This window comes from Mesobacillus subterraneus (assembly GCF_000934845.1).
Classification (GTDB): domain Bacteria; phylum Bacillota; class Bacilli; order Bacillales; family Cytobacillaceae; genus Mesobacillus; species Mesobacillus stamsii.
Genome location: NZ_JXIQ01000189.1, coordinates 1 through 24,238 on the forward strand (window position 1 = coordinate 1; position 24,238 = coordinate 24,238).

Annotated in this window: 23 protein-coding genes; 21 read left to right on the forward strand and 2 right to left on the reverse strand. The window is 47.7% G+C overall.

The window, feature by feature from the left end; translation table 11 throughout:
• From UB32_RS17585 to spoIID, 13 genes are all read left to right on the forward strand, one after another.
• The coding region (locus UB32_RS17585) for an NADH-quinone oxidoreductase subunit C (protein ID WP_044396248.1) at nucleotides 1–655 on the forward strand (655 nt) is incomplete at its 5' end.
• 3 nt (nucleotides 656–658) lie between these two features.
• Nucleotides 659–1,759, forward strand: a complete 1,101-nt coding sequence (locus tag UB32_RS17590) for an NADH-quinone oxidoreductase subunit D (RefSeq protein WP_044396250.1) — start codon at nucleotides 659–661, stop codon at nucleotides 1,757–1,759.
• Nucleotides 1,759–2,766, forward strand: a complete 1,008-nt coding sequence (gene nuoH / locus UB32_RS17595) for an NADH-quinone oxidoreductase subunit NuoH (RefSeq protein ID WP_044396252.1) — start codon at nucleotides 1,759–1,761, stop codon at nucleotides 2,764–2,766. The genes UB32_RS17590 and nuoH overlap by 1 nt, the downstream gene beginning before the upstream one ends.
• A 43-nt stretch (nucleotides 2,767–2,809) precedes the next feature.
• Nucleotides 2,810–3,229, forward strand: a complete 420-nt coding sequence (gene nuoI, locus UB32_RS17600; protein WP_044396254.1) for an NADH-quinone oxidoreductase subunit NuoI — start codon at nucleotides 2,810–2,812, stop codon at nucleotides 3,227–3,229.
• On the forward strand, nucleotides 3,226–3,750 hold the full coding sequence (locus UB32_RS17605) for an NADH-quinone oxidoreductase subunit J (RefSeq protein WP_044396256.1): 525 nt from the start codon (nucleotides 3,226–3,228) through the stop codon (nucleotides 3,748–3,750). Before nuoI ends, UB32_RS17605 begins: the two co-directional genes overlap by 4 nt.
• Nucleotides 3,747–4,061, forward strand: a complete 315-nt coding sequence (gene nuoK / locus UB32_RS17610) for an NADH-quinone oxidoreductase subunit NuoK (protein ID WP_044396258.1) — start codon at nucleotides 3,747–3,749, stop codon at nucleotides 4,059–4,061. The genes UB32_RS17605 and nuoK overlap by 4 nt, the downstream gene beginning before the upstream one ends.
• A 139-nt stretch (nucleotides 4,062–4,200) precedes the next feature.
• Nucleotides 4,201–6,063: an NADH-quinone oxidoreductase subunit L gene (nuoL, locus tag UB32_RS17615; RefSeq protein ID WP_044396260.1), complete on the forward strand. Its 1,863-nt coding sequence runs from the start codon at nucleotides 4,201–4,203 to the stop codon at nucleotides 6,061–6,063.
• The gene (locus tag UB32_RS17620; protein WP_044396262.1) at nucleotides 6,063–7,583 is read left to right on the forward strand and encodes an NADH-quinone oxidoreductase subunit M; all 1,521 of its coding nucleotides are present in this window, start codon (nucleotides 6,063–6,065) and stop codon (nucleotides 7,581–7,583) included. Before nuoL ends, UB32_RS17620 begins: the two co-directional genes overlap by 1 nt.
• A gap of 6 nt (nucleotides 7,584–7,589) precedes the next feature.
• Nucleotides 7,590–9,110 carry an NADH-quinone oxidoreductase subunit NuoN gene (gene nuoN / locus UB32_RS17625; protein WP_044396264.1) on the forward strand — a complete coding sequence of 507 codons (1,521 nt, stop codon included), beginning with the start codon at nucleotides 7,590–7,592 and terminating at the stop codon, nucleotides 9,108–9,110.
• Nucleotides 9,111–9,309: 199 nt separating this feature from the next.
• Nucleotides 9,310–9,546, forward strand: coding sequence for a DUF1146 family protein (locus UB32_RS17630; RefSeq protein WP_044396266.1), 237 nt, complete (start codon nucleotides 9,310–9,312; stop codon nucleotides 9,544–9,546).
• A 239-nt stretch (nucleotides 9,547–9,785) separates the two neighbouring features.
• Entirely contained in the window at nucleotides 9,786–10,505 is a 720-nt protein-coding gene (locus tag UB32_RS17635) for a YwmB family TATA-box binding protein (RefSeq protein WP_044396269.1), read from the forward strand.
• A gap of 32 nt (nucleotides 10,506–10,537) precedes the next feature.
• Complete coding sequence (murA, locus tag UB32_RS17640) at nucleotides 10,538–11,845, forward strand: UDP-N-acetylglucosamine 1-carboxyvinyltransferase (RefSeq protein ID WP_044396271.1); 1,308 nt, start codon at nucleotides 10,538–10,540, stop codon at nucleotides 11,843–11,845.
• Between the two features lie 213 nt (nucleotides 11,846–12,058).
• Nucleotides 12,059–13,084: a stage II sporulation protein D gene (gene spoIID / locus UB32_RS17645; protein ID WP_044396273.1), complete on the forward strand. Its 1,026-nt coding sequence runs from the start codon at nucleotides 12,059–12,061 to the stop codon at nucleotides 13,082–13,084.
• Nucleotides 13,085–13,134: 50 nt separating this feature from the next.
• Here the strand turns inward: spoIID and UB32_RS17650 are convergent, their stop codons facing one another.
• A complete protein-coding gene (locus UB32_RS17650) occupies nucleotides 13,135–14,184 on the reverse strand; it encodes a nuclease-related domain-containing protein (protein WP_052807101.1) in 1,050 nt (349 codons plus the stop codon).
• A 167-nt stretch (nucleotides 14,185–14,351) separates the two neighbouring features.
• A complete protein-coding gene (locus tag UB32_RS17655; protein WP_347230926.1) occupies nucleotides 14,352–14,972 on the reverse strand; it encodes a VanZ family protein in 621 nt (206 codons plus the stop codon).
• Here UB32_RS17655 and UB32_RS17660 point away from each other — a divergent pair.
• The 8 genes from UB32_RS17660 (at nucleotide 14,943) to UB32_RS17695 (ending at nucleotide 24,146) form a co-directional block, all read left to right on the forward strand.
• Nucleotides 14,943–15,833 (forward strand): M23 family metallopeptidase, encoded by an 891-nt coding sequence (locus UB32_RS17660; RefSeq protein ID WP_044396275.1) that lies wholly within the window; start codon nucleotides 14,943–14,945, stop codon nucleotides 15,831–15,833. The two genes, UB32_RS17655 and UB32_RS17660, sit on opposite strands and share 30 nt — an antisense overlap.
• Nucleotides 15,834–15,942: 109 nt before the next feature.
• On the forward strand, nucleotides 15,943–17,943 hold the full coding sequence (locus UB32_RS17665; RefSeq protein WP_044396277.1) for a penicillin-binding transpeptidase domain-containing protein: 2,001 nt from the start codon (nucleotides 15,943–15,945) through the stop codon (nucleotides 17,941–17,943).
• A 349-nt stretch (nucleotides 17,944–18,292) separates the two neighbouring features.
• Complete coding sequence (locus UB32_RS17670) at nucleotides 18,293–19,897, forward strand: gamma-glutamyltransferase family protein (RefSeq protein ID WP_044396280.1); 1,605 nt, start codon at nucleotides 18,293–18,295, stop codon at nucleotides 19,895–19,897.
• 384 nt (nucleotides 19,898–20,281) lie between these two features.
• Nucleotides 20,282–20,554: a sporulation transcriptional regulator SpoIIID gene (gene spoIIID / locus UB32_RS17675; RefSeq protein ID WP_044396282.1), complete on the forward strand. Its 273-nt coding sequence runs from the start codon at nucleotides 20,282–20,284 to the stop codon at nucleotides 20,552–20,554.
• A gap of 406 nt (nucleotides 20,555–20,960) precedes the next feature.
• Nucleotides 20,961–21,965 (forward strand): rod shape-determining protein, encoded by a 1,005-nt coding sequence (locus tag UB32_RS17680; RefSeq protein WP_044396286.1) that lies wholly within the window; start codon nucleotides 20,961–20,963, stop codon nucleotides 21,963–21,965.
• Between the two features lie 175 nt (nucleotides 21,966–22,140).
• On the forward strand, nucleotides 22,141–22,959 hold the full coding sequence (locus UB32_RS17685) for a flagellar hook-basal body protein (RefSeq protein ID WP_044396289.1): 819 nt from the start codon (nucleotides 22,141–22,143) through the stop codon (nucleotides 22,957–22,959).
• 61 nt (nucleotides 22,960–23,020) lie between these two features.
• Nucleotides 23,021–23,869 carry a flagellar hook-basal body protein gene (locus UB32_RS17690; RefSeq protein ID WP_044396291.1) on the forward strand — a complete coding sequence of 283 codons (849 nt, stop codon included), beginning with the start codon at nucleotides 23,021–23,023 and terminating at the stop codon, nucleotides 23,867–23,869.
• A gap of 19 nt (nucleotides 23,870–23,888) precedes the next feature.
• Nucleotides 23,889–24,146 carry a DNA-directed RNA polymerase subunit beta gene (locus UB32_RS17695; protein WP_044396292.1) on the forward strand — a complete coding sequence of 86 codons (258 nt, stop codon included), beginning with the start codon at nucleotides 23,889–23,891 and terminating at the stop codon, nucleotides 24,144–24,146.
• Nucleotides 24,147–24,238 lie beyond the last annotated feature (92 nt).

The window sequence follows — 24,238 nt, forward strand, 5'->3', positions numbered from 1 at the left end:
AAAGGCTGCAGCGGCAGCGAAAGCGAAAGCTAATGCAGCTGGAGGAGGCTCCGCTGACGACGAGAAAGCGAAAGCAATTGCTGCAGCCAAGGCAAAGGCCGCTGCTGCTGCAAAGGCGAAGTCCGCAGGCGCGGCGAACGCAGGAGCAGAAAAGGCCGCGGAAGAGCAAAAGCCATCTCCAAACCAGCCTTATCTAGATAAATATTTAAAAGCGATTACCGATAATCTTGGTGATGATATTTTGGAAGATTCGTATATAAACCCTCTTTCAAAAGATGTTCCAACACTAGTCGCTAAGAAAGAATCTTATTATCGCCTGGCTGAATTCCTGAAGTACAACGAACTATTAGGCTTCGACTACCTTTCAGAGCTTCACGGAACGGATTTCCAGACACATATGGAAGTGTATGTTCACTTGTACTCATACAAAAACAGGCAGTCAGTTGCGTTGAAGGTCAAGCTTGACCGCGATCAGCCTGTTACTCAGTCCGTCCAGCCACTATGGGCAGGAGCTGATTGGCCAGAGTGTGAAACGTATGACTTGCTTGGCATTAAATTCGAGGGCCATCCTGACCTCCATCGAATCATGCTTGGAGAAGACTGGGTCGGCCACCCATTAAGAAAAGACTATGAACCGTATGATGTGGAGGTGTAGCCCGTGATACGCACAGAAGAAATGCTCTTGAACGTGGGGCCGCAGCACCCTAGTACACACGGTGTATTCCGCCTCGTTCTGAAAATCGACGGGGAAATCATTGTAGAAGCGAAGCCGGTCATCGGCTATTTGCACCGCGGCACGGAAAAGCTGGCGGAAAATCTGCAATATACCCAGATCATTCCGTATACAGACCGCATGGACTATGTTTCAGCGATGACGAATAACTATGTCCTCGTCCACGCTGTCGAAACAATGATGGGCGTCCAGATTCCGGAACGCGCTGAGTACTTAAGGGTACTTGCAATGGAGTTGAACAGGGTTGCCAGCCACCTGCTGTGGTGGGGAACATTCATCCTCGATTTCGGAGCGACAAGCCCATTGCTTTACGCATTCCGTGACCGGGAGATGATCCTGAATTTGCTGAATGAACTGTCCGGAGCCCGTCTGACGTTCAACTATATGCGTGTAGGCGGCGTAAAATGGGATGCTCCAGAGGGCTGGATTGAAAAGGTAGCGGAGTTCGTACCATACCTGAGGGAACAGCTGAAGGGGTATCACCAGCTTGTTTCAGGCAATGAAATCTTCTTGAACCGGACAAAGAATATCGGTATATATACAAAGGAAGAGGCAATCCAATATTCCTTGAGCGGCCCGAACCTGCGTTCAGCCGGTGTCAAGTGGGATTTGCGCAAAGATGAACCGTATTCCATTTATGACCGCTTCGACTTCAATATTGTCACTCGTGACGAAGGCGACGTGCTGGCCCGCTATCATGTAAGGATGGGCGAAATCGTAGAATCACTGAAAATTATTGAACAGGCTGTGCAGCAATTCCCGAAACAGGGAGAAATCATGGCCAAGGTTCCAAAGATTATCAAGGCTCCAAAAGGGGAAGCGTTTGTTCGAATCGAAGGCTCCCGAGGCGAAATTGGCTGCTATATTTCCAGCGATGGCAAAAAAGAGCCGTACCGCCTTAAATTCAGAAGGCCTAGTTTCTATAATTTGCAAATCCTCCCTAAGCTGCTCGAAGGCGAAAGCATCTCAAATCTGATTGCAATTTTAGGAGCGGTTGATATCGTTCTTGGGGAGGTAGACGGATAATGGTTCAGGACCTACTCGAATCCAGTGCGGGCCTTATGAATTTCAGCATTTTCTTCGTCCTGGCAGTCGTTCTTTTGTTCGTAATCCTTGGATTCGTAACAATGGCGATTTTGGCAGAGAGGAAAGTGCTCGGTTTTATGCAGGGCCGTTATGGTCCAGCCCATGTCGGCGGGAAATGGGGGCTGCTGCAATCCGTTGCCGACGTCGTAAAGCTGCTTGTAAAAGAAGACTTAATCCCAAAAGCAGCGGATAAGCCGCTGTTCATCCTCGCACCGGTGATTGCGTTCGCCCCGTCCTTCATGGTCATGGCAACGATTCCGCTGACGGATAAACTGCAATTTGCCGATCTAAATGTCGGCTTCCTGTATTATATTGCTATTTCAGGCTTGACGATCGTCGGGATGCTGATGGCAGGCTGGGCTTCCAACAACAAATACTCCTTGCTTGGCGGTATGCGTGCCGCGGCCCAGATGATTTCCTACGAAATCCCGCTGGTCATGAGCGTGTTGGGGATTGTCCTGTTATCAGGCAGCCTTAATCTGAATGATATCGTGGAAACACAGCAAAATAGCGGCTGGTTTATTCTTTGGCAGCCGATCGCGTTCATCGTGTTCTTTATTGCCGCAACCGCTGAACTGAACCGGGTGCCATTCGACCTTGCCGAAGCAGAGAACGAGCTTGTTGCCGGTTTCCACACAGAGTATTCCGGATTCCGCTGGGCGATGTTTATGCTGGCTGAATATGTGTATATGTTTGCAATGTCTGCTTTGATCACTTTATTATTTCTTGGAGGCTGGCTGCCGCTGCCGTTCCTTGGCTTCATTCCAGGAGCTGTCTGGTTCGCGCTTAAATTCAGCGTGGTCGTCTACATCCTCATCTGGTTCCGGGCTACGTTCCCTCGTATCCGCGCCGACCAATTGATGGAGTTCGCCTGGAAAGTGCTTCTGCCGGTAGCGCTGGGAAACATTTTCCTTACTGCATTGATAAAAGAATTTTTTCTAAAATAGGAATGGAAGCAGCGTCGCTTCCTGCATTAAAGGGGTGAATTACGTGCTAGGATGGACAAAAGGATTAGCTTATACCCTAAAACAGTTGACTCGTGATAAGGTGACATACGATTATCCAAACGAACCGATTCCGCTTCCGGACCGATTCCGCGGGATCCAGAAGTTTTATCCTGAAAAATGCATTGTTTGCAACCAGTGTGTCAATATTTGCCCAACCGATTGCATTAACTTGACTGGTAAAAAGCATCCTGATCCAACGAAAAAAGGCAAGATCATTGATACGTATGATATCAACTTTGAGCTATGCATCCTTTGTGACCTGTGCACAGAAGTGTGCCCGACTGAAGCGATCATCATGACAAATAACTTTGAACTTGCCGAATACAGCCGGGATAATTTATTCAAGAACCTGGAATGGCTTGACGAAAATGATGAGAATATACGGAAGGTGAATAAACCATGACGTTAACAGGCGAATTTTTTGCGTTTATGTCCCTTGCGTTAGTGGCGGTAATCGGCGGCGTGCTGTTATTGAACCTTACCAATGTGATCCACATGGTCGTAGCACTCGTTTTTACCTTTGTTAGTATTGCAGGCATTTATGTGCTCTTGTCCGCTGAATTTCTGGCGGTCATCCAAGTGATGATCTATTCCGGCGCCATCACCATCATGATGCTGTTTGGAATCATGCTCACCCGCCATCATGGCGACGAGGAAGAGCCAAAGGGCGGGAGGCTGCGCAAGCTCGTGCTGCTGCTCGGAGTCCTTGGATTTGGCGCAGCAGTCTATTTTGGAATCTATAATCTGGATTTCCAAGCATTGCCGAATACCCTGCATGAAAACAACACAGAACAAATTGGGGTTGCACTATACTCGCAATACATTATCCCATTTGAACTGACATCCGTGATCCTGCTCGCTGCGCTTGTCGGCGCAATCGTCCTCGCGCGCAAGGATGACGAAAAGGAGGGGGATCAGGAATGAGTTCTGTCCCGGTTTCAGCCTTTTTGGCACTAGCACTTATTCTTTTCTGCATCGGACTGTACGGTGCCCTGACGAAAAAGAACACCGTGATTGTGTTGATTTCCATCGAACTGATGCTGAATGCGGTCAATATTAACCTCGTCACTTTCAGCAAATACGGAGCCGCTCCCTCGATCACCGGCCAGGTGTTCGCGCTGTTCTCCATCGCAGTGGCAGCCGCTGAGGTAGCGGTGGGACTGGCAATCTTGATTTCGCTTTACCGCAACCGCAGGAGTGTCCTGATCGATGAAATGACGGAATTGAAAAACTAATGGAATCTATCATAACCGGCATTGGCCGTATGAAAAAGTTGTTTACTAGCTGGACTGCCCCGCATGATGCGGGCCTCAATCTGACGGGCGCACAAAAGAAAGCTTATGCGCACGTTCAAAAAAGGGGATTGTGATATTAATGGAGAATGCTTGGCTCATTCCGCTATTCCCGCTTGTATCCTTTCTATTCCTTCTGCTGTTCGGAAAAAAGCTTAAAGAAGCGAGCGCATTCGTCGGAATCCTTGCGACGCTTGCCTCCCTTGTCTACTCCATCCTCGTGCTCCTGGAGCGACTGGATGGACCGACACATAAAGCTGAAGCCGTTTGGCTGACAATAGGGAATTTGGAACTTACTGCGGGCTTTGAAGTAAATCAATTAAACGCATTGATGCTGGTAATCGTATCTCTTGTCAGCTTCCTTGTTCATACTTATTCAAAAGGGTATATGCATGGGGATGAGCGAATCCCAGTTTTCTATGCCTATCTGGGACTTTTTACTTTTGCGATGCTTGGTCTCGTCCTGTCGCCGAACCTTTTGCAGACTTATATTTTCTGGGAATTGGTCGGAGTTGGCTCATTCCTGTTGATCGGATTTTACTTTTACAAGGAAAGCGCCAAAGCGGCTGCAAAGAAAGCCTTCATCATGACCCGTATCGGGGATGTTGGGCTTTTCATCGGGATGATTCTGTTATTCTGGCAAACTGGCAGCTTCGAATACGACGAAATTTTCGCAGCAGTGGAAGAAGGCGCGATTTCCGGAACGATGATTACCGTAACTGCGATCCTGATATTTATCGGGGCGGTCGGAAAATCAGGTCAGTTCCCGCTGCACACATGGCTTCCGGACGCGATGGAAGGTCCTACGCCGGTGTCTGCATTGATCCACGCAGCGACAATGGTTGCGGCTGGTGTCTATTTGGTCGCTTCACTGTTTCCGCTGTTTAACGCGAGCGAGACAGCGATGCTGACAGTAGCAATCGTCGGCGCGTTCACCGCGATTTTTGCGGCAACGATCGGCCTCGTCCAGACGGACATCAAGCGGGTGCTAGCGTACTCGACTGTCAGCCAGCTTGGCTACATGATGCTCGCGCTCGGGTCAGCCGGATATGTAGCTGGTGTCTTCCACTTAATGACACACGCTTTCTTTAAAGCATTGCTATTTCTTGCAGCAGGTAGCGTCATCCATGCTGTACATACTCAGGATATTGAAAAAATGGGCGGGCTATGGAAAAAGCTGTCGTTCACTGGACCTTTGTTCTTGATCGGAACGCTGTCCATCAGCGGTGTCCCGTTGTTTTCAGGTTTTTTCAGTAAAGATGAAATTTTAATCGCCGCATGGGCGCATGGCAATTACGTTTTGTTCTGGCTAGCAGTAATCGCAGCATTTTTTACAGCATTCTACATGTTCCGGCTATTCTTTATGGTGTTCACCGGAGAAGCGCGCAGCGAAATGAAGAATGTTCACGAATCGCCATCCACCATGACAATGCCAATGGTCGTCCTTGCTGTCCTAGCAATTATTGCTGGTTATGTGAACACACCTTGGTTCGGCACTTTCCTTGGCGACTGGCTTGTCGAAGGAAACGAAGCACTTGGACACAGTCATATCGAGGGCCCTGGGTGGATCATGATTGTCGCCACGCTTGTCTCCTTGCTAGGCATTTGGCTTGCGTGGATGATGTACAGCAAAAAATCTCTTTCACGCAACTGGCTGTCGAACAGGGCGCCGATCGCCTATAACATTGTGAAAAACAAGTATTATATGGATGAAATATACGAGCAAAGCATCGTGTTTGGCGTGAAGGCAGTCAGCCTGTTTCTCCGGTTCATTGAGCTCTTCGTTGTTGAGGGACTCGTGAAGCTGACCACGGCAACGGTTCAAGGCCTTGGAAAAGCCGGTGCGAAAATCCAGAACGGCCAGATGCAGACTTACGGCACAATTGCATTCGTCGGCCTTGCAGTTCTGATTGTCATCTATGCGGTAACAGGGGGGTATTTATAATGGATTTCACCTATTTTCTTACCTTGCTGGTATTCGCCCCTTTGCTAGGAATCTTGCTTTTGACTTTCATGCCAAAAACGAATGAATCAGGCATTAAAATGCTTGGGGTATTGGCCACGCTGCCATCGTTGCTGCTTGCGCTGATCGCCTATTTTTCCTATCGCGGCGGCAGCAATCTCGCTGGTTTTTCCGAAAAAGTTCGCTGGATCCAATTCGGCGGCCAGAATGCCGAGCAACAAGGCATATTCTCGGTGAACTACGAGCTTGGCATCGATGGATTCGGTTTGATTATGGTCTTACTTACGGCAGTGATCGCCACACTTGCGGCAATAGCATCCTTCCATATCAAAAAAGAGTGGAAAGGCTACTACATGCTGTTCCTGCTTCTTGAAATTGGGATGCTCGGCGTATTCACGGCCCAAAATTTGATTTTGTTCTTCCTGTTTTTTGAAATCACCTTGATCCCAATGTTTTTCCTGATTGGGAAATGGGGCTATTACGAAAAAGAAAAGGCTGCCTACAGTTTCTTGATTTATAATGGCCTTGGCTCAGCGATCCTGCTGATTGTCATCATGGTGCTGTTCTCAAGAACGGGCACGTCGAATATCGAAATGCTGAAGGTCATCATGAACACAGACAATGCGACGCTGTTCGCGCCTGTGTCGGATTCTTTGAAGATGGGACTATTAATTGCCTTGCTTGTCGCTTTCGGCGTCAAGCTGCCAATCTTCCCGCTCCATAGCTGGATGCTGAAGGTCCACGTAGAGGCGCCGCCATCGATCGTGATGATTCACTCAGGAATCCTGCTAAAGATCGGGGCTTTCGGTTTGATCCGCTTTGGAATCGGGATTTTCCCGGAACAATTCGCACAAATAGCCGGGCTAATTGCAGTACTGGGTGTGATAAACCTGCTATACGGAGCGTTCCTTGCTTTTATCCAGACAGATTTCAAAATGGTGCTTGCCTATTCTTCTATTTCCCATATGGGGATCGTTTTAATCGGACTTGGAGCATTAAATGAAGCAGGAATTCAGGGAGCGATCTTCCAGGTCGTGTCACACGGTCTCATTTCAGCACTATTGTTCTTCCTTGTCGGTGTGTTTTATGAACGAACACACACAACCACGCTTGCCAATCTTAGCGGCATGGCAAAAGGAATGCCGCTTGCATCAGGCTTCCTGCTAACAGGGGCGCTTGCTTCGCTTGGACTGCCTGGGATGTCAGGCTTCGTCAGCGAATTCATGGCATTCCTCGGCTTGTTTGAAGAAAGCCCTGTCCTTGCAGCGGTCGGTACACTGGGCATTATTATGACAGCTGTTTACCTGCTGCGCGCGGTGCTTGCGATCACGTATGGCCAAGCAGAGCGGGAGTTTGCCGGGCTAAGTGACCTTCGTTCCTTCGAATGGGCACCGGTGCTGGTGCTTGTCGGGTTGATCGTTCTAATCGGTGTATTTCCGGCCGTTCTTAGTGAACCACTTCAGGCAACATTAGAAACTATCTTGATGGGAATAGGGGGGTGATGAAGGATGGATCTCGATACACTACTATCATTTGATTGGGGGACGATGACTCCGGAATTCATCCTCCTCGGTTTTATAGCCGTTTTGTCAGTCGCTGATTTATTCATGCCAAAGCATATCGACCGCAAAATCCTTGGCTGGGTCGGGTTTGCTGGGGTGGTGCTCGCACTCGTTTCCCTAGTAACTTTGATCGGTACCGATACTACATCGATTTTATCCGATACGTTCAGGCTTGATTCATTCGCGATCGCCTTTAAGCTGATTCTTCTGCTTGGAGCAGCGCTTGTCCTGCTGTTGGCAATTGACTTCCACGCGAATGAAGGGCTGGAGGATTACAAAGGGGAGTTTTACTACCTGTTCCTATCCGCCCTGCTTGGGACGATGTTCATGGCCTCAAGCGGCGACTTGATCACTTTGTTCGTCGGGCTTGAATTGCTGTCGATTCCGTCTTACATCCTTGCAGGTATGCGCAAACGCAACCTGAAATCGAACGAATCCGCAATGAAATACGTTCTTAACGGCGGCATTTCCTCTGCGATCACTTTGTTCGGAATGAGCTATGTATTCGGGATTGCCGGAACGACTAATTTAAAAGGGATTGCGCAAGTCTTTAGCAGCGTGAATGACCCTCAGCTTATTTACTTGCTTGGACTGGCGTTTTTGATGATTTTTGTCGGTCTGTCCTTTAAGCTGGCATCTGCTCCATTCCATATGTGGGCACCTGATGTGTACGAAGGAGCACCAACACCAGTGACGGCATTTCTGAGCGTCGTCTCCAAAACAGCAGGCTTTGTGATCATCCTGCGCATCCTGCTATCGATCTTTGGATACGTACCAGTCGCACAAGGAGATGGCCAACCGATTCCGCTGCTGTTCGCGATGCAGGATTATATTGCCTTCCTCGCCGGAGCAACGATGATCATCGGGAACGTCGTCGCGTTAAGACAGCGCAACATCAAGCGCATGTTCGCGTACTCAAGCATCGCGCATGCCGGTTACATCCTTGTCGCACTGACAGCGATGTCCTTTGTGACCTTCGATGCCATCTGGTTCTATTTGCTGGCATACGTGTTGATGAATCTTGGCGCATTCGCGGTCATCCAGACGATCACCGCAAAAACCGGTTCAGAAGATATCAGCCATTTTGCCGGGCTATACCGCCGTTCGCCATTATTGGCAGTCGGAATGGGAATCTTCATCCTGTCACTCGCAGGAATCCCAGGTACAGCAGGCTTCATCGGGAAGCTGAATATTTTCATGGGAGCACTGTTAGTCGATGAAGCACATTACGTGCTCGTATCGATCATGATCGCAGCAACCGTTGTCTCCTATTTCTACTACTTCGGAGTCATGACGCAAATGTTCTTCCGCCCGGCAGCAACCGATGAAAAAATCAAGCTGCCAGCAGCAACAATTGTCGTGCTCCTAGTAGCAGCAATCGGCACGATCCTGTTCGGAGTCATGCCAAACATAGCCATCGACTTCATGCACAGCAATTTCCATCAATTCGTCGATTTTATGAGATAAGCTGTGTTGCACCACTCTGTTGATAACTCAACTCCCGCGGGATTAGCGATCAAGGGGAGACTCGGACGAGTGAAGTGAAAATCAACAGCAACGTATCAGCCAAACCAAATAAGAACCGGGCGCAGTTTGCCCGGTTTTTCTTTTTCGACAAGCTGAGTAAAATTTATGATAAAATAAATAAGAAAAGGGGGAATTGGGAATGCTAACAAGTTTTGGCGCCTTTGCGCTGACGAGCATTTTGACGCATTTGGTTTTTATCGCGCTTTCGTGGTGGGCTCTTCAAGCACTCCATTTTGACAAACTGCTAAGAGGAAATCATATTCTTCAAGCCCGGATGCTGTATATCCTGCTTTCGATAGCGCTCGGATCGTTAGTCAGCAATTTCTTTCTAGATTACCTTCAATGGTCCCAGCAGCTCCCGCTCGTTTTTCAGTAGTATGTCAGACATACCCTAATTGGTAAAAAATTAGGTCTTCATACATCTTTTCAAATCAAAGATTATCAAGTAAAATTCTCTTTGTGTTTGTTTTTTCGCACAGGCATGTTTGTTTTTTCACAATCGATAAACACCCGGGCAAGTTGGTACATAAAATAATGTCAAAAAGTGACGACAATTCCCAAGTATGCGATTCGCTCTCCTGGTAAGAATGGTAGTAAGGGGAGAGTGAGCTGTATATGAAGAAGATTCCATATATTTTATCAATTTTTGGCATTATTGGTTTTATTGTATTCCAGGCTGGGAATAAGACGACTGTAGCTGACGCTGATTATGAAATAAAAACCTTGGCCACGGTTTTGCAGGACGAAGATATTTTGATCACTGGTTGGTCTTTATATGCAAGGGAAACATTGGAACAAGAAAATGTCGAAACTTTGGAAAAGAACCTGAAGCTTCAGCTGCCAGATTGGACATGGACTCGAAACAACGGAGAACGTACTGCTGTGCGGACCTCCTCTGGAATTCTTGAAAAAATAAAACTTGTTTCGACCGACACAAAGGGCCCTCTACAGACGTATGTCTTGTATGAGGTCAGAGGTCAGAGCTGGAATGACAATACGGAAAACTTTCTCAACGAAAACCTGCCAGGCAGGATAGTTGACATTTTTCGAGGAAAGGCAACAATTTTCTCTTGTGTAAAAGGCGAAATCAATGATAAGATAAAATCGGCTTTACCTGTCTACAAAAACAAATTGCTAAAGGCATTTAACGCTCGTGAAGTGGAAGGGTTAGCAGAAGAAGCATTTATTTCAACTTCCGCCGTTTCGCCTTTGTTCGACAAAAAGCTGAGCAATGAACATGACATGAATATGCAGCTTGGATTACGAAAAACTGAACGATTGGGCGCAAAGACTACCGTCGTAGTTGGCACACCCATCATAACGATTGAATATTAATATAGAGAAATTGGACGCGGAGGGGAATACACTTGGAAAAAATCATCGTCCGCGGCGGACAAAGGCTAAGCGGTTCTGTAAAGGTTGAAGGAGCTAAGAATGCCGTCTTGCCTGTTATCGCTGCATCATTATTAGCAAGTGACGGAAAAAGCGTAATTCGTGATGTGCCAACTCTCTCCGATGTATATACCATCAACGAAGTATTACGTTCTTTAAACGCCGTAGTGGAGTTTAAAAATAACACAATTACAGTAGATGCATCCAGAGAGTTAAAAATAGAAGCACCTTTTGAGTATGTTCGAAAAATGCGTGCTTCTGTATTAGTTATGGGATCCTTGCTTGCCAGAAACGGCCGTGCTCGCGTAGCGCTGCCTGGAGGATGTGCAATCGGTTCCCGCCCTATTGACCAGCACCTGAAAGGCTTTGAAGCCATGGGTGCGACCGTCAAGGTAGGCAACGGCTTTATCGAAGCGGAAACAGTCAATGGTCTGCATGGAGCAAAAATATACCTTGATTTTCCGAGCGTCGGCGCTACGGAAAATATCATGATGGCGGCTGTCCTTGCAAAAGGAACAACAATCATTGAAAACGTGGCGAAAGAACCAGAAATCGTCGATCTTGCCAACTTCCTGAACAAAATGGGAGCGAAGGTAAAAGGCGCAGGCACGGGTACGATCAAAATTGAAGGTGTCGAAATATTATTTGGTGCTGACCACAGCATCATTCCTGACCGCATCGAAGCCGGAACTTTCATGGTTGCCGCTGCTATCACTGCCGGCAATGTGCTTGTAAAAGGCGCCGTTCCAGAGCATCTTTCTTCTTTAGTTGCGAAGATGGAGGAAATGGGCGTTACGGTCATAGAGGAAGAGGACGGCCTTCGGGTCATCGGACCGGAAAAATTGAAAGCAGTGGACATTAAGACAATGCCGCACCCTGGATTTCCAACGGATATGCAGTCACAGATGATGGCAATGCTATTGCGTGCCCAGGGAACAAGCATGATTACCGAAACGGTTTTTGAAAATCGCTTCATGCATGTGGAGGAATTCCGCCGCATGAATGCAAACATCAAAATTGATGGCCGTTCTGTCATCGTGAATGGACCATCTGACCTCCAGGGAGCAGAAGTAGCCGCAACGGATCTGCGGGCAGCAGCGTCGCTGGTCCTGACTGGTCTAGTAGCAGAAGGAGTAACACGCGTAACAGAATTGTATCACCTGGATCGCGGCTATGTGAACTTCCATCAAAAGCTCGCAGCTCTCGGCGCCGATATCGAACGCGTCCGCGAAGTGGAAGAGCAGCCAATTACGGAAACTTTTGTCTCTGACATGAAGGCATAAATCATCGTGCTCATAAAACCGGAGAACAGTGCTTGACAGTATCGTTCTGCGGTTTTTTGATTCATTGATTGGATTTTTCCAAAAAATATTGTCCAATTTCGACTGAACTTTTTAGGAGAGCGCAAAACCTGTCATAAAAGCTTGTCCGCCTCCATATGAATGGAATGAGACGGTTACCGACCGTGAAATTTCATTCATATGGAGGCTTTTTCTATGTTAAAAATCAAACCATTCTTCGTACTAGCTGCCATCCTATTTTTTGTTACGCTCCTGATTCCATCTTTGCTCGTCCTCCCTTTTATGGAAGAAAAGGCAGGCGGGAAACTAGGGTCAGAGCTGCAAAGTGAAACGACGGTGGCGGCTGCTCCAACCGCAGATTCCGCGGTGGAAGTGGCTGTTTACCGGACAGCTTTGTCTAAAACGGAAAAGCTTCCGCTTGATGAGTACTTAATCGGTGTCGTAGCTGCTGAAATGCCAGCTGAGTTTGAGCTAGAGGCATTGAAGGCGCAGGCACTGTCGGCCAGGACATATTATGTCAGGCAAATGCTTCTGCCGAATAAAGTGGGCGTCCCTGAGGGTGCGCAATTGAATGATACGGAAATCCACCAGGTTTTTAAAAATAAACAAGAATTGAAAAAGCAGTGGGGCGTCGATTATCAATGGAAGATCAAGAAAATCACGGAGGCTGTAAAAGCCACTGATGGCCAAGTGCTGACATTTGACGGAGAGCCTATTGATGCGACCTTTTTTTCGACCTCGAACGGTTTCACTGAAAACTCAGAGGAATACTGGTCCAATTCGGTGCCATACTTGCGGAGTGTGGAAAGCCCTTGGGACCGGAACTCACCAAAGTTCCGCAGGCAGATCGTCATGCCTGTAGCGGAAGTGGAAGCGAAGCTAGGGGTCAAACTGCCTGCTTCCGACACCATCGGCAAGGTCCTCTCGAGGACAACGGGAGACCGAGTCGCAAAAATGGAGATCGGAGGCAAAATCCTGACTGGAAAAGAAATCCGCGATCAGCTCGACCTGTACTCAAGCGACTTCAGCTGGGAACTCAAAGGCGATAATGTCGTCATCACAACCGAAGGCTTCGGCCACGGCGTCGGCATGAGCCAGTATGGCGCCAACGGCATGGCTACCGAAGGAAAAAACTATCAAGACATCGTCAAGCATTATTATAAAGGCGTCGAAATTCTCGAAGCTGATCGCATGCTGACGAAGGCAACAGCTAAGAAATAAAACGTAGCCACAGTGATCACCAGGCCAGGGCGAAAAGCAGTCCTGGCTTTTTAGCGTGGATTAGTGTGGTGGTTTGCCTTAGTATTTGTTCGCGAGTTCCGTGTGGCATGCGACTCTTTCACAGAATCAAAAAAGATTTCGATGTCTGGTGGCATGTGGTAGATTCGGCCTTTATTGGTGCCAGTGTGCGGAAGGCTCAAAGATAGTAAAAGGTCTTTGATCGTCTTGGAGGATACACCAGGGCAAAACTCTCTGCACGTTTGATTTTTAATAGTAGGACTAATCAGGAGGAAAAATTCCTTGACAGTTTTATGGTGAGCTGTTTTGGATTTGTGTTCACAAACGGGACAACGCCAAATCCACTTTTCGCGATTCATCCCATATGATAAACAAGCCGGGCATTGAACACCTTTTTGTAGATCGTCTGCTGAGAGGGAATATTGTTTCAAAATGTCAGGGTGGTGAGGAGAATGATTCTTTAAAAGGGACTTTGCTAACTTTCTTGCTTCTTTATCCGTAAAAATGGGGGTTGTAGTCCTTTCATCGAACGGATGAACACGACTTAATAATACATCTCCTTTTACTATCAAGTTATTCAGGGAATGGTCACTAACCTTGATAATAGTAGAAGCATTGCTGATCGCAACTAGTTGGTAAATCGGCGGAACACGGAACTTATGATTCTGCAACCATCTCTTCAAATGCCAGGCTTGCATGCGAACCTGGTTAATGGGATTATCATATGATTTTTCTTGGTCATTCTTTGTTTGAATCATTTGTTCGGAATGTTTGTCGAAGAAAAGGGTACCGGAATGGGCTTTCGTTTCAATTAGAAGGATATATTGAAGTGTTAAAAGGAGGGTATCAATCTGAAAATGCCATTTTTCATCTTGCAGCCGCAAATCCCTGAAAATATGGAAACCTTTTTCAGGGAGAAAACTCAAACGGTAATCCGTTTGCAGCTCCCCTCTGTAACCAGCACGCCTGGCTCTATAATCTTGTTCGATAAATGCGGTTTTAGGGTGATTGGGTATGATTCTCTCCAATAAAGCCTCATACATGAGAAGACGGATGGGATATGTCCTTTCTTTTTCAATCAAATTGGTCACTCCTTCTTTGTTTTAGTATGCATTCTTTATATACGAGAAAAATTCCTGCTGATATTATAGGAAATTTTTGTGTCCGATTTTATGATATCAACGGTTGAAGCGAATATATGAACGGTTGCCGAGATTTTATCGACGGTTGGGAGCTTTTTATCGACGGTTCATCCCCGAACTCTCTCCTCGAACCCGCGCATAACCTTCCCAAGCCGCACAAACTTGCCGCTGAAGTAGGCGTGGTGCAGGAAGTGCGATGCCGCTAACACCCCAATTACATCTTTTATAAAATCAATCACCGTAGCAGAACGGACCGGAACAAAACTTTGATGAACCTCATCAAGCAAGCCGTAGCCGATCGCCACCGCCATGAAGGCAAAGCTTAATGCCGCTGTAAAGCGCCCGGTCGTCAGCGCAGCCAGGACAAGCAGCACATACAGAATGCCAAACTCAACGAGATGAAGCGATTCTTTTACAAAGCGATCGATGCCGCGGTCCGGCAGCTCGATGACTGCCGTATCAGGCAGACTCGACATCACCCAGATCGCCGCCATATAGGCAACAGGAAGCAAACGGAAAATCCACACAACGAACTTTTTCATCATAAAACCCCACTTTAATGTAGTAAACAACCAATCTTTTCCAAAACTTTTTTGCATAAAATCTTTCCCTTTGTCGAAAAATAAGCAGTAAAAAATTTTCCGCTCTATGTATATATTGTTTCGCTTCTGTTCAAACTGATTGCTGAGGTGATGAAAATGAGAGAGGAAGAAAATAAATCTTCTCAAAACAAAAGCAAGAACAGCTTTTTCAAAAAGCGGTGGGTGTATCCAACAGTTTATATTGCTAGTGCCGCAATCATTCTAACTGGTGTCCTTTGGTATCAAAACAGCGCGACCGATCAGCTGGATCAGTCGGAATACAGAGCGACTGACATGCCTGGCAAAAAAATGAATGATCAGCCAGCAGTCGAAGTAAATCGCGCGATGGAGAACTTCGTAATGCCAGTAGTGAGTGAAGACGATGCTGTCATTCAAATGGGATTCTACAATAATGACAGCGACCCAGCGGAGCAAGAAGCAGCTCTAGTGTTCTATGATAATACGTACCATCCAAACACTGGACTGGACATTGCCGAAAAAGACGGCAAGGAATTTGATGTAATCGCGTCGCTAAGCGGTACGGTCAAAAATGTCATGGAAGATGCTGTCCTTGGAAATGTCATTGAAATTGAACATGACAAAGGTATTGTAACACAATATCAGTCAGTAAAAGACTATGAAATTCAAGTTGGCGACGAGGTGGAGCAAGGACAAGTAATTGCGAAGTCCGGAACAAGCCTGATCAATGAAAAGGCAGGCAACCACGTCCACTTCGAAATCCGCAAGGACAATGTACCTGTCGATCCGCATGAGTACTTCAACAAGCCACTGAGCGCGTTGCAGGAAGCCAATGTGACAGAAGAGAAAGCTTCCTCTGGCGCAGACGCAGGAAAGTCTGAAGATGATACTCCAGCGGATGAAGGATCAGACGGCACAGCACCATCAGAAGATAGCATGAAAGACGTAACCCCAGCTGAAGACAAGCCAGCAGAAGATGGCTCCGAAAAGGATTCTTCAACAAACGCTGGTACAACAAGCAACTCTTAAAAAAACAAACATTTTGAAACCCGCCTGGACGAAGGGCGGGTTTTTTTTAATCTTCACACTTATCGAATCAAGATGAGTATGGTAAAATCAGTCAGGAGGAGGGGTGCAGATGAAACGAATCATTTTCATTATTGTGTCGGTGCTAATGGCCGCAATTATTTCTGGCTGCAGCAAGGAGCCGACTCCCGAAGAACGATTTTCCCAGTACGTGAAGCTTTGGAACGACCAAAAATTCAATGAGATGTATCCATTTTTATCAGCTGACGCGAAGGCATCCATTACAAAGGAGGAATTCGTCTCTCGCTATAATAAAGTCTATCAGGATTTGGAAATAGACAAGCTTGCAATCGACTACCAACAGCCTCAAGAGGAAAAGAAACACGAAGACTATGCCGAACTGCCTTTTTCGGCAAAAATGGAGAGTGCTGCTGGTCCGATTGAATTTGACCATAATGCGACACTGCTAAAAGAAAAGCAGGGAGAAGATTCAAACTGGTATGTCGCCTGGAACACGACCTATATTTTCCCCGAGCTCGGGGCAGGCGATAAAATCAGCTACAAGAATGTTCAGGCGATGCGCGGCAACATCCTTGACCGAGCAGGCAATGGATTAGCCATCAACGGCACCGCTGTGCAGGTAGGAGTCGTTCCGGGTGAGCTTGGCGTCCAGAAAGTGCAGACGATTGCCAAGGTGGCGCAACTGCTCGATCTGTCTGTGGAGCAAATCAACAAGGCGATGAGCGCCAGCTGGGTAAAAGACGACTTGTTTGTGCCATTGAAGAAAATTTCAAAAGAAGACAAAGGACTGCAAGAAAAACTGTTTGCGATGGAAGGCGTCAAAAGCCAGACAGTTGGGGCTCGTGAATATCCATACGGAGCAGCATTGTCCCACTTAATCGGCTATATTGGCCCGATCACAGCCGATGACCTTAAACAGCTGGATGGCAAAGGCTATACAGCAACCGACCTAATTGGCCGCCGCGGACTGGAGCAGGTTCTCGAAGACCAATTAAAAGGCACAAACGGCATCAAAATTTCGATTGTAAAGGAAAACGGCACGGTTAAGACGCTCGCAGAAAAGCAAGCGAAAAACGGCAAGGATGTCAAGCTGACCATTGATGTCGTCACCCAGCAGCAATTATATGATCAGCTAAAAGGAAAAGCAGGGACGGCATCGGCCATCAATCCGGTGACGGGAGAAACGCTCGCCCTTGTAAGCGCACCAGGCTTCGACCCAAATGAAATGACACTTGGAATCTCGCAAACGAAACAAAAAATACTAGAGGAAGATCCGCTTAAGCCATTCCTCAATCGATTCAAACTAACCTATGTGCCTGGGTCCGTCATGAAGCCGATCACCACAGCAGTCGGGCTCGAGAGCGGCAAACTTCAGGCAGATACTGCATTTGAAATAACCGAGAAACAATGGAGCAAGGACGCTTCATGGGGCGGGTACAAAGTGACGAGGTACTCGAATGTAATCGGAAATATCAATCTGGAAAAAGCGCTGATCTACTCAGATAATATTTACTTCGCACGTGTTGCGCTCGGAATGGGACAGGAAATTTTTACAGATGGCCTGAAAAAATTCGGCTTTGAAGATCAGCCAGAATACTTATACCCAATCGAGCCTTCGCAAATCGGCAAAATCGACAGCGAAATCAGCCTCGCCGACTCAGCGTATGGCCAAGGACAGATCCAAATGAATATCCTCCATCTTGCAGCCGCCTACTCACCATTTGTGAACAAAGGCAGCCTGATCAAACCGATTCTGAATGACGAGGAGGAACAAGGACAGCTGTGGAAACAAGGCATAGTCAGCCCAGAAAATGCCCAGCTGATCAACAGCATGCTGACGAAGGTCGTTACCGATCCAAACGGAACCGCACACCGCGCCCAAATCGCCAACTACCCATTGGCGGGCAAAACAGGCACAGCAGAAATCAAACAAACCCAAGGTGAAAAAGGCAAAGAGCTAGGATGGTTCGTCGCCTACAATCCAGAAGAAGCCAATATGATCGTCGCAATGATGATCGAAGACTCCGGATCCACCGACGTCGTATCCCGGGTAAAAGCATTTTACGAATTAAAAATCGCAAGTGGACAATAGAAAGTCCGGCCATTAATGGCCGGACTTCTGTGCGTTTAAGACAGATTGGTGCTCATACCCGAAAGATGCCCTTATAGAGGAGAAACTACCCGCATAAGGGTATCTCTCCGCCCGAAAGATGCCCTTATAAAGATGAAACTGCCCGCATAAGGGTATCTCTCCCCTCGAAAGATGCCCTTATGGAGGAGAAAATGTTTGCATAAGGGTATCTTTCCGCCTGAATGATGCCCTTATAGAGGTGAAAATGCCCGCATAAGGGTATCTTTCCCCCCATGCGAGTAGTTAATTTTGAATTTTCGCTATTTTTGGTATACTATTTCGTAAGACGAATATTAATGGGGGAATTTGAATGTCTTTGCATACTTATCCATATCCATCTCAGCGTATGGCTGCGGTGGCGCGCAATGGAATGGTCGCTACCTCACAGCCGCTCGCTGCACAGGCGGGGCTTGAGATGTTAAAAAAGGGCGGCAACGCGGTTGATGCGGCAATTGCGACGGCAGCATGCCTGACGGTTGTGGAACCGACTTCGAATGGAATTGGCGGCGATGCGTTCGCGCTTGTCTGGGTGAAAGACAAATTGTATGGCTTGAATGCGAGCGGTCCAGCACCGCAATCGATCTCGATTGAAAAGGTGAAAGAGCTTGGTCATGAAAAAATGCCGTCGCATGGTTGGATTCCGGTCACGGTTCCGGGGGCACCGTCTGCCTGGGCGGAGCTATCGAAAAAGTTCGGCCGCCTGCCGCTTACGGAAGTTTTGCAGCCGGCCATCGACTATGCCCGCAATGGCTATCCGCTGACGCCGATTCTCGCAAAATATTGGAAGGGTGCTTACAATGCTTATAAGAGTCGCTTCCAGGGCAAGGAATTCGCAGAATGGTTCCGCGTCTTTGCTCCTGAAGGCAGAGCACCTGAAGCCGGCGAGATGTGGAAATCAGCGGACCATGCAGATACACTCCAGGAAATTGCCGAAACGAATGGCGAGAGTTTTTACAGAGGAGCACTTGCGGAAAAAATCGCAACTGCCGCAACCACTGCCGGCGCATTCTTAAGCAAGTCTGATCTGGAAAACTATTATCCGCAATGGGTTGAGCCTATATCCGTATCCTACCGCGGCCACGAGATGTGGGAGATTCCACCAAATGGGCAGGGAATCGTTGCCTTGATGGCATTGAATATTTTAAAAGGGTACGAGTTTTCCCATCGGGAGGATGTCATCGGTGTCCACCGCCAGCTCGAAGCGATGAAGCAGGCGTTCACAGATGGCAAGGAATATGTCACCGACCCGAGGACGATGCAGGCCAAAATAGCGGACTTATTATCAGAGCGGTATGGCATGGAAGCGCGGGCAAAAATCTCCGATGAAGCAAGAATGCCTGAACCAGGTTCCCTTCCGAAAGGCGGAACCGTTTACTTAGCGACTGCCGACGGCGAAGGCAATATGGTATCGTTCATCCAAAGCAATTATATGGGCTTCGGCTCTGGTATCGTCGTTCCGGGAACAGGGATCGGCCTGCAAAACCGCGGGCATGATTTCTCGCTCGACCCGCATCATGCGAACGCGCTTGCCCCAGGCAAGAAGACATATCATACCATCATTCCCGGCTTCCTCACGAAGGGCGGTCAGGCAGTCGGCCCATTCGGCGTGATGGGCGGCTATATGCAGCCGCAAGGGCATGTCCAGGTAGCGATGAATATGATCGACTTCGGCATGAACCCGCAGGCGGCACTAGATGCGCCGCGCTGGCAGTGGATCAGCGGCAAGCAGATAGAAGTGGAGCATCATTTCCCTAATCATATCGTCAAGGAGCTCGCCCGCCGTGGCCATCAGCTGAAAGTGGCGTATGATAGCGGAGGCTTCGGGCGAGGGCAGATCATTGTCCGTGACCCGAACACAGGCGTGCTAACCGGCGGAACCGAAATGAGAACCGACGGCGCCATCGCCTGCTGGTAATTTTCTCAGAAAAGGAAGTATAAATTCCACTTCGAGAATTGTCCAGCTCCAGCGCTTGTCGGGGCTGACCAAGGCGCTTGCGCTTTTCAAAATAAAAGTTCCATTTTTCAAAAAACTTTCCTGTACCTTGTCCCTATTGCGTTTTTCGTGCATATATCCTCACCCAAGCTAATAAAATGTTATAAACCTGACAAAGAGAGTGTTTGAGGTGAGGAGTCGTTTGAACAATATTCGGATTCAGCCGGGGACATGATTATTCTTCGTATTATCCAGAAGGATCCTTCTTCTGCCGCAATGATACCTTTTTTGCGGAATATAGTATTAGCCGATAAAAGCGAGTCTCATTTCACACTTCTCACATCCAATTTAGGGAGGGCGAGTGGTGTGCACGATTACATCAAAGAGAGAACAATCAAGATTGGAAAGTATATCGTGGAGACGAGAAAAACAGTTCGCGTCATTGCGAAGGAGTTTGGCGTATCCAAAAGTACCGTCCATAAAGACCTGACAGAAAGATTGCCTGAAATCAACCCTGACCTTGCCGATGAAGTAAAAGAAATCCTTGATTACCATAAATCAATTCGCCACCTAAGGGGCGGAGAAGCCACGAAAATGAAATACCGTAAAGAGGAAAGGGAAGAAGAAGCTGTGAAATGAAAAAATCCGCAACGAAGCGAAAGGAGGGAACGTAATTAAACGGAATCGCCATTGACGACAGATTGCTAAAAAATGCCCAGCTTCGATGGAGAAAAGCCGGGCATCGCCACAAAAGGTGTGTATGATTCTGCTTTTATCCATAGCGGAGACTGCCGCCTTTTTATTGTGGTCGAAATTTTGACAGAATCGCACAAAATACCGCCATTTTCCCCCACTCCCTGTTACTTATTTCATGGCGTTGTGGTAGAATAAACAATTAGGGTAGTATATGGTTCGCCGATTGCGGCAACGTCTGAAGATTCTCGGAAATCGTGGTCTATTTTACATAGAAAAGGAAATTCGACAGCTGAGATAACGAGGCGAAAGTCAGCCGTAGCCAGCGCATTTGTCAAGGAGGAAAAGTAGTATGTTTGCTAGGGATATCGGGATTGACCTTGGGACGGCCAATGTGTTGATCCATGTTAAGGGCCGTGGAATCGTCTTGAATGAACCGTCTGTTGTGGCGATCGATAAGAATACGAATAAGGTTTTGGCTGTCGGGGAAGAGGCTCGCAAAATGGTCGGGAGAACACCGGGCAATATCGTCGCAATCCGGCCGTTAAAAGATGGGGTAATCGCGGATTTCGATGTAACGGAATCCATGCTCAAGCATTTCATCAATAAATTGAATGTAAAAGGGTTCTTGTCGAAGCCGCGGATTCTGATCTGCTGTCCGACGAATATTACCAGCGTTGAGCAAAAGGCGATCAAGGAAGCTGCAGAAAAAAGCGGCGGCAAGAAGATTTATTTGGAAGAAGAGCCAAAGGTTGCCGCCATTGGCGCTGGCATGGACATCTTCCAGCCAAGCGGGAATATGGTCGTTGATATCGGTGGAGGAACGACGGATGTTGCCGTCCTTTCCATGGGTGACATCGTTACCTCACAGTCGATTAAAATGGCTGGGGATAAATTTGACGCCGAAATTTTACATTACATCAAACGCGAATACAAGCTGTTGATCGGGGAGCGTACCGCTGAAAATATTAAGATCCAAATTGGAACGGTTTTCCCTGGAAGCCGCAATGAGGAAATGGAAATCCGCGGCCGGGACATGGTATCCGGACTTCCGCGCACGATTACTGTCCGTTCAGAAGAGATTGAAAAAGCATTGAGGGAATCGGTTGCCGTCATCGTTCAGGCAGCAAAGACCGTGCTTGAAAAGACTCCGCCAGAACTGTCCGCTGACATCATTGACCGCGGCGTGATCCTGACAGGCGGCGGCGCCCTGCTTCACGGCATCGACCAGCTGATGCAGGAGGAATTGAAGGTACCTGTATTGATTGCCGAAAACCCAATGGATTGCGTGGCAATTGGGACGGGCATCATGCTCGATAATATCGATCGGATCGCAGGCCGGCGCAGCATCATCTAACATAAAAAATCTGGAATTTTGCCGGTGTACATACCAAGGATTCCGGATTTTTTTCTTTTTTCCTCAATTATTTTCGAATAAAACCCAAAATCCAACAAATTTCTACTGCTTCTTGCCGAACTATTTCTTATAATAGGGGTAGAGCGATTTTTTTTAAAAAAAAGGGTGTGAGTGTATGTTCAGAGGCTTTTACACAGCTGCTTCCGGGATGCTAGCGCAGCAGCGCAGGACGGAAATGCTGACAAATAATATGTCGAATGCCAATACACCTGGCTATAAAGCGGATCAGGCAGCGATGCGGGCGTTCCCGGAAATGCTGCTCGAGCGCTTTGACAAGGTGCAAATCCCGACAGAGAATGGCCTGAATTTGCCGTTCAACCGGGAGATCGGCACCCTTCAAACCGGTGTATACATGCAAGAAGCGATTCCAAAGTTTATCCAGGGGGATGTACGCGAAACAGGGCGGAAGACGGATTTGGCGCTGCTCGATGTCAATATGCCTGAAAATGGTTCGGTGTTTTTTACTGTGCAGAACGGAGATGGCACAGTTCGCTACACTCGAAACGGAAATTTCACGGTAGATGCCAAAGGGAATTTGACGACTGGCAGCGGCCAATATGTGCTTGATGCAGCCGGCCAGCCGATCCAGCTGTCAAGCGACCGTTATACCGTGTCAGAAGGCGGGAACCTGACAGGGGAAAATGGCGAGAAAGCAATGCTTGGCGTGGCTTATGCAAACAATCCGCTGCGGATGGTAAAAGAAGGCGACGGATTGTTTCGGACAGAAAATGGAGCGGAATTGCCGCTTGCTGCAGGGACCCGTGGCGTTCAGTTCAGGACACAGCAAGGCTTCCTGGAGCAATCCAATGTCGACGTCAGCAGGACGATGACCGATATGATGACCGCCTACCGTGCCTTTGAAGCAAACCAAAAGATTCTTCAGGCTTATGATAAAAGCATGGAGAAAGCTGCCAACGAGATTGGAAGGCTATAAGCGAAAAGAATTTTAACAAACGGATAGCGCTCTGATACTCGGTGCGCAAAAAGGGGAAAATATGAATAGAACCATGTTTACCGCAACCAATACATTATCCCAGCTGCAAAAGCAGATGGACTTGATTAGCAATAATCTTGCCAATATCGATACGGCTGGGTACAAGCGCCGCGAAGCGTCCTTTACCGACTTGCTTGTTCAGGAATTCCGGAATCAGCCGAATGATGCGCTCGAACCGGCGAACCGGCTGACTCCGTTTCAGATTCGCCAGGGAAATGGAGCAAGATTAGGCCAAATCCAGCTGAATCTTACGCAAGGGAATCTGAAGACGACAGATCGGCCATTGGATACCGCTTTTACGGCAGAAGGGCAATTTTACCGAACGATGGTCGAGAATGAAGATGGCAGCGCGGACATGGTATTGACCCGCAATGGCGCACTTTATTTGACGCCGCTTTCCGATACCGAGACAATGCTAGTCAATAGCGATGGCCATGCGATCCTTGACGACAACAACCAGGCGATCACGATCGCAGGGAATGTGAAGAGCTTTACTATTAATCAAACAGGCCTATTGACAGCCGAACGGTATGATGGGACAAGCCAGCAAGTCAATCTTGGAGTAGCGATCGTGAATAAGCCGCAATTTTTAGAGCAAAAAGGGGCGAATCTACTTGGGCTGCCGGAAAATCTTGCTGCGCTTGGCGTCACCGAGGGAGAAGTAATCACGGACCTGACTGGGCCCCTGCGCAATCAAATCGCCATCCAGCAAGGAGTGCTCGAGCAATCGAATGTAGACATGAGCAAAGAAATGACGGATCTGATCAATGTACAACGCAGCTTTCAGTTCCACTCCAAAACAATTACCCTGGCCGATCAAATGCTCGGGCTAGTGAATGGAATCCGTTAAGAGGGGAAGAACCATCAATATGGCTTTGAACAAGAGTAATTCAGAAGCAAAAACGCGTGAAGAAGCAAAAAAGACGAAAAAAACACGCGAGAAAAGGAAAAGAATCCGGGTTCGCCTTATTCCGATCTGGCTTCGGATTATCATTGTCATCGTCCTGTTAGCTGCAAGCGTCGTTCTCGGCGCAATATTCGGTTACGCAGTGATCGGCAGCGGCGACGCAAAGGATGTTTGGAAAAAGTCAACTTGGACTCATATTATCGATTTGGTTAATAAATAATAAGGAAGGGAGCATTCCCTTTCTTATTAAAAGATATGAATGCATAAAATTCACTTCGAGAATGGTCTAGCTCCAGCGCCTAGCCCCTCGAG